Annotated in this window: 12 protein-coding genes and 1 pseudogene; all 13 read right to left on the bottom strand. The window is 45.8% G+C overall.

The genetic code is table 11. The features are described from left to right. On the bottom strand, nucleotides 1–311 hold a 311-nt coding region (locus Q0241_RS17595), incomplete at its 3' end, for an FHIPEP family type III secretion protein (RefSeq protein ID WP_299380045.1). Nucleotides 312–338: 27 nt separating this feature from the next. Further along, entirely contained in the window at nucleotides 339–1,787 is a 1,449-nt protein-coding gene (locus tag Q0241_RS17590) for a sigma-54 dependent transcriptional regulator (RefSeq protein WP_299380042.1), read from the bottom strand. Between the two features lie 39 nt (nucleotides 1,788–1,826). Continuing rightward, nucleotides 1,827–2,666 (bottom strand): MotA/TolQ/ExbB proton channel family protein, encoded by an 840-nt coding sequence (locus Q0241_RS17585; RefSeq protein ID WP_299380039.1) that lies wholly within the window; start codon nucleotides 2,664–2,666, stop codon nucleotides 1,827–1,829. 24 nt (nucleotides 2,667–2,690) lie between these two features. Beyond that, complete coding sequence (fliN, locus tag Q0241_RS17580; RefSeq protein ID WP_299380048.1) at nucleotides 2,691–2,987, bottom strand: flagellar motor switch protein FliN; 297 nt, start codon at nucleotides 2,985–2,987, stop codon at nucleotides 2,691–2,693. Nucleotides 2,988–3,040: 53 nt separating this feature from the next. Further along, nucleotides 3,041–3,853 (bottom strand): FliH/SctL family protein, encoded by an 813-nt coding sequence (locus tag Q0241_RS17575; protein WP_299380037.1) that lies wholly within the window; start codon nucleotides 3,851–3,853, stop codon nucleotides 3,041–3,043. 12 nt (nucleotides 3,854–3,865) lie between these two features. Then, nucleotides 3,866–4,876 (bottom strand): flagellar motor switch protein FliG, encoded by a 1,011-nt coding sequence (gene fliG / locus Q0241_RS17570; RefSeq protein WP_299380034.1) that lies wholly within the window; start codon nucleotides 4,874–4,876, stop codon nucleotides 3,866–3,868. Between the two features lie 42 nt (nucleotides 4,877–4,918). After that, on the bottom strand, nucleotides 4,919–6,676 hold the full coding sequence (fliF, locus tag Q0241_RS17565; RefSeq protein ID WP_299380032.1) for a flagellar basal-body MS-ring/collar protein FliF: 1,758 nt from the start codon (nucleotides 6,674–6,676) through the stop codon (nucleotides 4,919–4,921). 255 nt (nucleotides 6,677–6,931) lie between these two features. Then, a complete protein-coding gene (locus Q0241_RS17560) occupies nucleotides 6,932–7,237 on the bottom strand; it encodes a DUF1153 domain-containing protein (RefSeq protein WP_299380030.1) in 306 nt (101 codons plus the stop codon). A 204-nt stretch (nucleotides 7,238–7,441) separates the two neighbouring features. After that, nucleotides 7,442–9,073: a flagellar hook protein FlgE gene (locus tag Q0241_RS17555; protein WP_299380027.1), complete on the bottom strand. Its 1,632-nt coding sequence runs from the start codon at nucleotides 9,071–9,073 to the stop codon at nucleotides 7,442–7,444. A gap of 90 nt (nucleotides 9,074–9,163) precedes the next feature. After that, a complete protein-coding gene (locus Q0241_RS17550) occupies nucleotides 9,164–9,874 on the bottom strand; it encodes a flagellar hook assembly protein FlgD (protein WP_299380025.1) in 711 nt (236 codons plus the stop codon). Nucleotides 9,875–9,894: 20 nt separating this feature from the next. After that, complete coding sequence (locus Q0241_RS17545; protein WP_299380023.1) at nucleotides 9,895–11,394, bottom strand: flagellar hook-length control protein FliK; 1,500 nt, start codon at nucleotides 11,392–11,394, stop codon at nucleotides 9,895–9,897. A 26-nt stretch (nucleotides 11,395–11,420) separates the two neighbouring features. Further along, on the bottom strand, nucleotides 11,421–11,858 hold the full coding sequence (locus Q0241_RS17540) for a flagellar protein FliS (protein WP_299380020.1): 438 nt from the start codon (nucleotides 11,856–11,858) through the stop codon (nucleotides 11,421–11,423). A 191-nt stretch (nucleotides 11,859–12,049) separates the two neighbouring features. Beyond that, a pseudogene (locus tag Q0241_RS17535) lies at nucleotides 12,050–12,276 on the bottom strand (hypothetical protein); the annotation flags it as partial.

The following is a 12,276-nucleotide window of genomic DNA, read 5'->3' as shown; positions in this document are numbered from 1 at the left end:
AATCTTGTTGATGCCAGGTTGAGTGATAACCGTAGCATTGTGGCAATAAGCAACACGGTTGGGAATGAACCAAATTCCAGTGGCCCTTGAATGAAAAGGGCGGTCATAAGGATCAGAACTGAAAGTGTTATAGAAAGCGCCAGAGAAATATCCAGCAACCAACTCGGCATCGGCAAAATCAGAACAATCAGAATTGCGATAACACCAAGGGCCAAGGCGATATCACCACGCTTCATTGCTTCAATAGCTGAAGAAACGGAAGCTGGCAGGCCTAGCTTTTTGCCATCTTGTTGTGGGCTACTGTCAGACATACTGTACTCTGATACTGTTTATGTGACTCAAACCGACGGGCTTAAGTGTTCACTGATATTGCCTGGACTAGTGATTTCAGTACCATCTTCGCTATAAATTTTTAGCTTGTTGCGAAGGGTTCTAATGGAAATACCCAGAATATTGGCTGCATGGGTTCGGTTGCCCAAACAATGCTCCAAGGTGTTCAGAATTAAATCTTTCTCAACATCTGCGACGGTTCTACCGACAAGTTTTTCGTCAGTCGGTGCTTCTGACGAGCCGACATTTGGCGATGCCGGTTGGGTTGGTGTTCGCGCCCCGCCATAGGCATTTGCCGCTGCTGTACTCGCTGGTGCTTGTGAAACAGCAGTTCTGGCCGCTGCAGCTGGTGCAAAGCTGGACCCGGTCAACATTATGGCTTCGGGGCTGACAAGATTATCGCGAGATAACAGCACAGCTCTGTGCATTGTGTTTTCCAGTTCCCGAACGTTCCCGCGCCAGTGATGCTGCAAAAGCTGTGTCATCGCTTCTGGTGTGATGGCAGGCTTAGGGACACCGTTTGATTCAGCGTACTTTCCGAGAAAATGATCAGCTAGAATTTCTATATCCAAAGGACGATCCCGGAGGGAGGGCATTTCGATTGTTACGACGTTAAGGCGGAAATAAAGATCTTCTCTGAAGTTCCCTTTTTTGACTTCTTCTTCCAAGTCTCTGTTCGAGGTCGCGAGCAAACGGATATCAACCTTAATAGGTTGGTTGCCCCCGACACGATCAATTTCACGTTCCTGCACGGCCCTTAATAATTTTGCTTGTAGGCGAGGGTGCATTTCTGAAATTTCGTCGAGCAAAAGGGTTCCCCCGTTTGCTTCTTCGAACTTCCCGATACGTCGAGAGATCGCACCTGTAAAAGCCCCTTTTTCGTGTCCAAAAAGTTCTGATTCCAAAAGGTTTTCTGGAATAGCTGCACAGTTAACCGAGATGAAGTTCTTTTTTGCCCGTTTGGATTTTGTATGCAGGAACCGTGACATTACTTCTTTACCCGTACCGCTTTCACCTGTCACCAATACAGAGGCGTCTGATGGGGCAATTTGTTCAGCCAGTTTCAAGACTGCTGCGGTCGCGGGGTCTTTGTAGATCAGTGACGTGGTTTCTTCTGTCACCGCGGCCAAGACTGCTGCAATAAGTTCAGCATCGGGAGGAAGCGGAATGTATTCTTTTGCGCCGGATCTTATGGCGTCGCCAGCTTTTGACGGTTGGGTGCCAATGCCACAGGCAATGACAGGAACGGAAAAGCGTTCTGCATCCAGGTGTTTACAAAGTTTATCAATATCCAAACCGATATCGACCATCAACAAATCAGCACCATTTCCTGTGCGTAAAGAGGCCATCGCCTGATCAACGTCATCTACAGTTGCCACTTTTGCACCTTTTTCAAAGGCGATTTTGCCGGCAGTGATCATATGACCTTCTAGCGAACCAACAATTAGTAGGCGCATAACTTACTCTCCTGGTCGACGGTTACGTATATGACCGTCTTAATCAAAATAATTCACTCTCTGGTCCGGAGAGAGAATAGTGTTCAACATTATCTCCAAACGTCTTGGATTTTCTTGCTTACATACAGAACAGATACCAATGGTATAGATTTGATTCACGATCGCTTCAGTTTGAGAAATTCGTTCCAACTTGGCAGCAAGTGGGTGAAAAACCATGTTTGATAAAATGGCCCCATAAAATGTCGTAAGAAGAGCAACAGCCATGCTGGGACCAATTGTACTGGGGTCTTCAAGATTACTAAGCATTTGGACCAGCCCAACGAGCGTTCCTATCAAGCCCATGGCAGGGGCAACTTCGCCTGCTCTTCTTAGGATATTAGCAGAACGTTGATGCCGGGTTTGTGTGGCAATTAACTGTTGTTCTAGGACTGCCTCCAGTTGTTCTGGCGCTATACCATCTACAAGCATTTCTGTCGCGCGGTGTAAAAAGACACTGTTTTGAATGTCTTTCAGGTGTTTTTGTAGAGACAGAATGCTGTTTCGTCGTGCGTTGTCTGCCAAAAAAAGAACCTGAAGGGCGGCATTTTTCGGGGTTTCAGCTTGGTAGAATGCTGCACGCATCATTGTTTTTTGCGATCTGCTTACCTCATCAAAGGTAAAGGAGATCGTTGTCACCAAAAATGTTCCGCCGATGACAATCAGAATAGCAGGCAAATTAAAGAATGATCCTGGGGAGCCCCCAACAATCATTGCGATAATAATGATCAAAAACGCACCAGCAACACCGCCCAGCGTTGCATAATCAACCGTTGCATTGGATTGCGGGCGACTGGGGACTTCGGTCCCTTCTGTAGCGCGCGTTTGAGATGTATTTGCCATTTTTAGCTCTTATCCCAAATGGTCCTAATTGCGGTCCATCTTGATGATCTCTGTCATTGTCACGCCCAAGCGATTTTCAACAACAACGACTTCACCACGTGCGACTAATCTATTGTTTACATAGATATCAATGGCTTCACCAACCTTGCGGTCCAGTTCAATGACAGCACCGCGGCCCAGTTTGAGAAGCTGGCTGACTTGCATATTGGCTTTACCCAAAATGGCCGAAACCTGTACCGGAATGTCGTAGACGGCTTCCAGTTCCTTTGCGTTGGTTGGCGGTCGTCCGCCGGGTTCTGGCATAGCTGAGTCATCTTCCATCTCTGGCATGTCAGGAAAAGTATCTTCAGCTGGGGTTTGTGTGTCATCATCGTTCATTGCGTTGTCTCATCGGTTGGTGCAACTGCCGGGTTGTCTGATGCTGGCGTTGCACTGGTTTTCCCGGCAGCTCCGGGCAGTGAGAAATTTGTAATTGCTCGACTAATAATTGTTTCAATTTCTTGTAAAAGCTCTGTCGCAGTTCTTTCTGCGCCACCCTCGGCCCATTCCACCCGAACATCGCCTGCCATCATACCGGGCTCTGACAAAAATACTAAATTGCCATTAAAACCACATTGCTGTGCGACGTGTTCCAGCTTGTCTTGTACGTCATCCAGTGTTGTATCTGAAACACGAATAACCAATCTTGGTTCTTGTGGAAGACGATCGAGACATTCTCGGAAAACAAGAATAATTTCGTCCAGTGATGTATTGTTCACTAAGCTTGGGAAAAGTTTCTTGAGCGCTGTAAGTACAACTTCCATCGAAACACTTTGAAGTTCCTGAACTTGAGATTGTTGAACTGTTTGAAGTCCTTGTAATTGTTCTGTTATCAAATTAATCGATTGTGCGATTAATGCGTTAGCTGTCTCATCGGCATGATTTTGTGCATCTATTTGCCCGGCGGCAAAACCCTCGGCATAGGCAGCCTGTTTTTCCAATTCCAGATTTTCTGCAGAAACGGCGCCTTCCGGTAAGGGGACTTCTTCTGGCTCTATATTTTCTTCAACATCAGGGGGCGGGGGTGCGGAGTTGCCCATAAAGTCTGAAAAATTATTTGCAGAGCTTTTCTGGGATTTGTTTTTGTTCGGCTCTTCCCGGCCTTCAAACGAGGTATCAAAAAGAAACTTTTGTGTAGAATTCGCCACCACCTATCGCTCCTAATACACCAACTCGTCTTCGCCTTTTGAATCGGCCATAACGATTTCGCCTTTTTCAGCAAGGTCTTTGGCAATGGTAACCATGTACATTTGGGCTTCGTCCACATCCTTAAGACGAATTGGGCCCATTGCCTGCATATCTTCTTTCATGATTTTGGCCGCACGCTCAGACATATTTGTAAAGAAGAGTTCTCTGAGTGTTTCAGAGGAACCTTTGAGTGCAATTGCCAGTTTGTCTTTTTCAGCAGCGCTCAAGAGAGTTTGAACCCCACCGGGGTCGAGGTTGCCGAGATCTTCAAAAGTAAACATCAAGGCTTTGATGCGTTCTGCTGAATCTTTGTTTCGCTCTTCCAAGGCATTCATAAAGCGGCTCTCAACGTTCCGATCAAGGAAGTTAAAGATGTCAGCCATCATTTCGTGTGAATCACGCCTATTGGTTCGTGCCAGATTAGACATAAACTCGTTTCGAAGTGTTCTTTCAACATCATCCAGAACGTCTTTTTGAACGGCTTCCATGCGGAGCATACGCATTACAACTTCCATTGCGAAGGGTTCTGGAAGAAGTCCAAGAACACGTGAAGCATGTTCTGGTTTAACTTTGGATAGAATAACTGCGACTGTTTGTGGGTACTCGTTCTTAAGATAATTCGCGAGCACATTTTCGTTAACATTCGCAAGTTTTTCCCACATTGTTCTACCAGCGGGGCCACGAATTTCTTCCATGATGGTGTCAACACGGTCCTTGTCGAGAACTTTCATCAACAGACGTTCTGTACTGTCATAGCTTCCGACAATGGTGCCTGTCGTAGAAATCTGGTCAGCAAACTCAACGAGCAAGCGTTCAATCAACTGGGCACTCACAGTACCAAGTGTCGCCATTATTTGTGAAATCTCGCGGATTTCGTCATCTTCCATGAGCGCAAAAAGTTGAGCTGTTTGCGCTTCGCCCAGTGCCATCACAAGAAGGGCTGCCTTCTCTGGGCCGGTCATTGTTCTATAGTCGTCACGCATACTCGTTGCTCTTACCTGTGGTCATATTCGGACTTGTAGATGTTATTTGCCTTCCTGATAAAGCCATCCGCGTATAATCTGGACAGCTTCTTCAGGATGTTTTTCGACGATTTCCCCAATCTTGTTCAGGGATGAGGCGCGGACACGCCCCTCTACCTTGTTCATATCGATCATCTGTTCGATTTCGTTGTTAACCCCACTTCCCTCGGTCGGAAGGCCAGCTTCATCTACTCCCCCCGCAGTTGAGGTTAGAAGAGGTGTTCCATCAGCGCCTATCTGTGCGGGCATGCCGGGTATCATGGTTGCCCCTGGGGCTCCTGCTGGAACGGCCATAACCATTGGGCGTCCATCTGGACCGGGAACAGTGATGGTGCCACCACCTTCACCATCACCGACAGGTGCAAAATCACCATCAATGACACGTGTAACAAGAGGGCGCACAACAAGGAGTAGGATTAGAATTGCAACAACCCCAAGGATAAAGAGTTCAGCAAAACGCATCATATCTTCTTTATCCATCCCAAGAACACCTTCTTCTGGAAGGAGTAGGGGATCAAGTTCAGCAAAACGGAAATTGGCAACTTCAACGGTGTCGCCACGGTTTTCATCAAACCCTACGGCCGATCTAACGATTGCGCCAAGCTGTGCAAGGTCTTCTTCGCTTCGGCTTGTAAAGGTTCGGACGCCTTCTTCATTAACTTCTGTGATGTCATTGATAATGACAGCCACAGAGAGGCGCCTTACGGCACCGGTTTCGCGAACACGTGTTTTAATGATTTTTGAGTTTTCAAAGTTGACTGTCTCTTCCAGGCGAGAGCTGTTGCTCTGGCTTCCTGAAGCACCACCGAGCTGACCTAGGTTGGCATCAGGTAGATTGTTACCAACAGTAATGCCTTCATTTCCGGCATTATCAGCTTCATTCGCGCTTTCTTCAACTGTTTGCGTAGACAGGACAACCTGACCATCAGGATCATACGTTTCTGAGTTTTCTGTTACTCTGTCAAAGTCCATTTCTGCTGAAATCTGAACTTGAGCATTGCCGCGCCCAACATACCGTTCCAATAATTCTTCTACAGTACGCATCAATCGCGTTTCATAAGCAACACGGCGTTCGTCAGCAGTACTTGTCAGTTGATTGAGATCACCTTCTTCTCCGCCGCGGGCCAGAAGGTTTCCTTTGTCATCAATAATGGATACGTTTAAGGGCTTCATACCCGGTACAGCCGCAGAAATCAGATGCTGGATAGATAAAATTTGCTGGCGGTCCAGAGTATTGTTGCCCTGTGTTGTCACGACAACTGATGCAGAGGGGGATTGTTTGTCTCTGCTAAAAAGCTCTCTTTGTGGTAATACAAGATGAACCCGGGCCTGTTTAATTCTGTTTATAGATTTAACCGTCCGGGACAGTTCACCTTCTAGTGCACGTAAGTGATTTATATTCTGTACAAAGCTTGTTGTTCCCAAGGCTTCGGATTGGTCAAAGATCTCGTATCCGATTGAACCGCCGGATGGCAGTCCTTTTTCTGCCATAGCGACACGCATTGCGCCTACTTTGTTACTGGGTACATAAACAGCATCGCCAGCAGGGGAAAGTTTGTACGGAACCTGTAGTTGTTCAAGCTCACTAACAATCTGTCCACCATCTTGCGTATCGAGATCCGCATATAATAATGCCATTTCCGGTGTGGCAACACGTCCGGTCAGGTATATGAAAAATGCAATAATAGCCGCTGCTACGCCAGCCATTATGCCAAGGCGAACAGGCCCAAGGTTCTTCAATGTATCTACGAATGTATTCACTACCGCACGATCCGAATTATTGCTATTCACTTACAGACACTTAAAATCTGCTAACACTAACCTATAGCTATTCGGTAAATAGGACGTTAACAAAGGAAAAAATTGCCTAGTAGTGGGAAAAAATTGCCCAGCGGATTGAATCAAATTTTATCTATATAAGTCAAGAGCTTATTGTGTAAATAACAATAAGCTCAATAATAAAGGTTATTTTTTTGTGAAAGTTGGATGCGAGATTAGAAAGAAATACATATTTTTTTAGTGTTTTGATGCCTCTTTATGTTCAGTGTCTATACGGTATTTTTGAAGATGAGTCGTTCTCAGTCCGCGTAATCCATGGTTATCAATCAAGCGCTGCCAAGAAAGAAACTCTTCTAATGATAACTTATATCGCTTGCAAGCATCGTCGAGGCTTATGACGCCATTTCGAACACCGGCAACAACTTGTGCTTTACGTCGTATGACCCACCTTTTCGTTTCCGGTGGCGGTAGATCATCAAGAGAAAGAGGATGTGCATTTATATCCGCATCACTCGTCCGTCGGCCTAAATTGCGAGACGGCATGGTTTCTACTCCAGCAATTTAAATAAGAGTTGCTTTTATAGCGGGAGGTTATTGAAAAACTATTAATATCAATAATTTAGACAATTTATCTTAAATTTTATATATTATTTAATTTGTCTTTTTAAACAGTCTTTTAGGGACAAAAAAACAGCCATTCAAAAATGAATGGCTGTAAAAATAATTTTTTGTTTTCGTTAATATTGCTTATCGAGCGATTCTTATGAGCTCATCAAGCATTTCATCCGCTGTCGTAATGATTTTCGAGCTTGCGGAATAAGCCTGTTGGGTCACAATCATTTTTGTGAACTCTTCGGCAAGATCAACGTTGGAAGCTTCTAGTGAAGAAGAGGCAATCAGTCCTGCGCCACCCACCTTCGGACGGTTGAGCAAGAAGTTTCCTGATTCTGCTGTCGCACTATAGGCATTCCCCGTTCTGCCTTCCAAGCCGTTAGGGTTTGGGAACATACCAAGAGGAATTTGGGCAATATCTAGTTGTTCGCCGTTGTCGAAAAGGGCGGTTACAACCCCTTCTTCATTAACAGATACACCTCGGAAATTACCAAAGGTCACGCCATCCTGTTCAGCAGAGTTAAGAATGAAGTTGCCAGAAAACTGGATAATCCCATCCGGTGATCCAACAGTACCTGCATCAAGAGCAATTGTACTGTTTGTTGCACCTGTTGAACCTACGGACCAATCAATTGTAATCGGTGGCATGTTGATCAAACTTGGAACACCACCGGAAAATTGAATTGTACGTGGTAGGTTAGCAACAATGCCGCTGGTGGCACCGTTCAATGTTGGGTTTAAGACAGTCATGGACCAATCATTTGCAGCTGTTTTGGTAAACGCCAACTGCATATCATGAGTATTACCCAGGTCGTCATATACTTGAACTGTCGCCAGATATTGATCGTTATACTGTGTTGCTGTTGATGCTGAAGCAGCCGCCGTTTCTGTGATAGCGTTGCCGTAACTACCAACATCAATGGTGCTTGATGATCCGTTGTTCCAAGAGTAGAGCGGATCGGGAGGTGGGAATCCAGATGTCGGGCGACCTGTTGCCGGATCGAATACAACTGTTGTCGGGCCACCATTATTAACGGAACCACCTGCTGGAGCCAATGCTTCAAAGCTCCACTGGTTTGCAGCAGCTAGTTTTGTCCAACGATATGTGACTGATTGTGCGACACCTGTTGGATCGTTTACAGTTGTGACCACATCATGCTGTGTGCCTGCTACAGCTGCGCTGTTGAGGTTCGTTTCAAGGGCCACGTCACTTGTCTGTTCTGTAGGTAGAACTGTCGATGGTAGATTGAGTGCAAGCTCAAGGTTTGTCGTCGCCCGTGCTGTACCGTTTAGATTTGCAACGTTAATCGTTTCAAGCCCTGTAAAGGTACTGCCGCTGGTCGGCGTACTGCTACCCGGAGTTATCGGCCACCCTTGCAGGTAATATCCACCGGCATTTACCAGATCACCTGCGGCGTTTGGCCTGAACGATCCCGCGCGGGTAAACAGGTATTGTGTTCCTGTTACACCACCAGGTCTATCGGCGACGACAAAGAAACCTTTACCAGCAACGGCCAGATCAGTCGCAGATGCCGTACCTTGTAATTGGCCTTGTTTATCAATGTTTCTCAACGGAGCTGAACGTACACCACCAGGGGCATAGAGCGTTTCACTCGAAGATTGGGCAACCAAGGTTGAAAAACGTGCTGTCACGCCTTTGTAGCCAGTTGTGTTAACGTTTGCGATATTGTCCGAAATCATGCCCATCGCATTACTTTGAGCCGAGAGCCCGGACACGCCAGAATAAAGGGCGCCATAAATACTCATGATCCAATCTCCCTAGTGGTAAAGAGTGCAATTAGGCAGAGCAAGCTCTTCGTCCGATAAAATAAATCTACGTAAGTACTCATTTTCATCTTAAGAACTTTCTCCGGTGGTGGAACTTTTCTGAACGACGGCCTGGACGCTATCCAGAGGTGCTTCAATTTCGCCGATGTTCAAGATGACGCTACCATTGCTCATCTGAACGCCTGTGACCGTACCTTGAATGCCTTGTGCCGTTTGAATTATCTTTTCATCAGAATCTTTTGCGACAACACTGAAGGCATAGACGCCATTTTCCATCTGGTTGCCATTATCATCTTTGCCGTCCCAATGAATTGTATGTTGTCCTGCAGAGGTTTGACCTTGAAGGGTTCGTACTGTCTTGCCCTCAGAATTAAGAATTTTAATCTCAGTCGTGGCTGCATTCGCCGTTAAGCCATAAATCGCGTCTGCGCCGCTATCGCTCAGGTTGAGAACAATACTGTCTGCTTTTACCTCTTTTCCAACGTAATCAAGGGCAGAGGTTAGTTGAGTATTACTTTGCAGGGCAATTAAGCTGTCGAGCTTCTTATTTGTGTTCAATCCAGCTTCAGTTTGGGTGAATTGTGTTAACTGGTTCACAAATTCGGTGTTATCTGTCGGTTCCAATGGATCTTGGTTTTTGAGCTGAGTGGTCAACAGTTTCAAGAACATGTCGAATGTATCGTTGAGTGACTGGCCACCGGTTAAGGAGCCTGACCCACCAGTTTCTTGATATGCTACTCCGTTTACGGGGGCTGGAGCTTGTGCTGCTGTCGTGTCCATTTTATTCTCCTGCCATTCCCTTAAATACTAATGTCCAAGTCGCCGTCATGTGACGATTTCTTCACAATGTCTGCTGTTTCAGTTAAGTCTTCGTCACTCGCAGAAACGTTTTCTGTGCCAGCTAATTCGGGTCCTTGGTTACGAGTAGAATTTTGTTCACTACCGCCCTGTTTAAGGTTAAAGCTCAGGCTTTGTCCGTCTGTTTTAAGGCCCGCGTCTTGCAGCGCCTTTTCCAGCATCCGAGAATCTCTTTGCAGCATATCCAGTGTGTCCGGACGTTCTGCTGAAATCATGGCTTTCATGGTACTGCCGTCGACAATTTCCAATTTCACATCTACGCGCCCTAGTTCAGATGGGTGTAGTTTTATTGAGATACTGTCTTTATTGGCACTGGCCGCCTTGCGAATGTGTATCGACAGCTGATCGGCTGGTGTTACATTCATTGATCTTAGAGTGCTTTGTAATGGGGCAGTTGGTGCTGGCTTGGAAGTACGATTTGCTGAAGCCAGTGTATCTGCAAAATTCAGATTACCAGTTTGCACTTGTGTCTTTGCGTTTGTCGCTTGGCCAAGATCAGCTTTGATCATCCCGTTGTTACTTTGGGACTGCCCGTTAGCGCTATTGCCATTTTGCCCTGGATTGTTAGCCAAAACGGCTTGGGCGACCTGACCTGGTGTTGCTGTCTTGCCATTAACTGTTTGTGCAGCGGTTGCTGTGGCCAAGCCTTTTGATTTGTCTTGGGCACTCGCATTTGCCGAGGCGGTGTTTGCATCCTGACTGCTTTGTGCACTTACTGATGTAGAGCCGGTCAGGCTATTCATTGGCCTTGATGTTACTTCTGCTTCTGTGACTTTAACATTGGCAACGCCAGCGTTGTTTGCCCCTTGGTTAGTGCTTTCAGGTTTTGTATTCTGTTGGGGGGCTAAAGTAGCCGGAGTACCTTGGTTCGCAGCTCCGTTGGCGGCGGACTGTTTTAAACTAGCTACTGTCTGAGAGGGTGCCTGCTGAGACGCTGGTTCTATAACAGCAGCTGCGACATCATTGCTATCTGTTGCTGTCGTGTCATTTGAAGCAGATTTTTTGTTTTCAACGATCGTATCGTTGTTATCGATATCAGACGTGTCTGCTTGTTGTTCATCTTTTGGGTTGGATGAAGCAGTATTCCCATTGTCGTCTGACGCATGTTGCGCAGTATTGTCTTCTTCATCTGCGAGGTGGTCGGCTGCAGATGATTTTGTATCTTCATGGGCCTTTGCTCTGTCTTGGACCTTGTCTTCGAATTTTTCTTTCGGGGCGCTGAAGCTGATTTCGCGCTCTCCAGGCCAAGGTGTCTTGTTAAAGATATTTCCGAGCAATGAATTATCACGTGTCAGGGAGGGATTGACAGCCGCAGATTTACCAGATGAGCCGACAGAGTTCAGGTATTCTGCAAATACTTGGCTAGCATTAGGTGCCTGTTTACCTTTTGCCGTCGACTGTTGGGAAACAGCTCGGTTAATATCTATATTGTAGTTGTTCATCATTCTATCCCTGAATCTCTAAATCATTAAGCCAAGTGGAGACCAGAACGGCGATGGTTTTGGGTGGATGAGAGAGGCCAGGTAAAACATTCTTCCTCTAGTGACGGATGAAGTGTTACCCAAATTTGCCGGAAGCTCATGATGAGCGAGATGGACTCTTTAGCAGATTCCAAATCATTTTTGACGTTGGTTCGAGTAATGTTCGCAATTAAACTCAAATGGGTTTGCATAAAAGCACCGCGAACATTTTCGGAAATATCTGCCTTCATTTCTTCTTCTATAGCATCCAATAAGGCAGAGGCTTTCATCGTTGCATTGAAGCGCTTTTCAATTTCAAGAGTGGTCACAGCATCCTTTGCTTCACCCAAAGCATTAATAGCCTGGTTGATAAGCATCAGAACTTCACCGGGAGACGTATCTAAAGAGTCTAGTGGTGTTGTTGTGGTGTCCGCTTGCCAATGCATTTTGTGTCCAATCTATCTTGAATTACAAAAACTCAGGATGATTAATGCAAACTGCGGGCCAGTTTTTTGTGATGTTGTTTTTTGTTGTTTTAAAAGGGAAATATCATCGTAAAGAGATGGGAAGGAAAAGAATGCCGGGTATGAAATACAGGAAATGGATAAAAGGTGCCGGGTATGTTGAGCTTTTTAACCTATAGATAATTTGTATTGGGAGTATGGGTTCTGTTGGCTCTTTGTTTTAGGTATTTCCCATAGCTACTTCCGTCGAATTTTTCAGCCAGAGTTATAAGCTGGCTGTTTGATATGTAGCCCATGTTATAGGCGACTTCTTCTATACAGCATATTTTTAGGCCCTGACGATCCTCAATGATTTTAAAGAAGTTTGAGGCATCCATTAATGAGTTCACGGTTCCTGCGT

Source organism: uncultured Kiloniella sp. (assembly GCF_937128705.1).
Taxonomy (GTDB): domain Bacteria; phylum Pseudomonadota; class Alphaproteobacteria; order Kiloniellales; family Kiloniellaceae; genus Kiloniella.
Note: the sequence above shows the minus strand (reverse complement) of the source record. Positions and strands in the feature narration are given on the sequence as shown.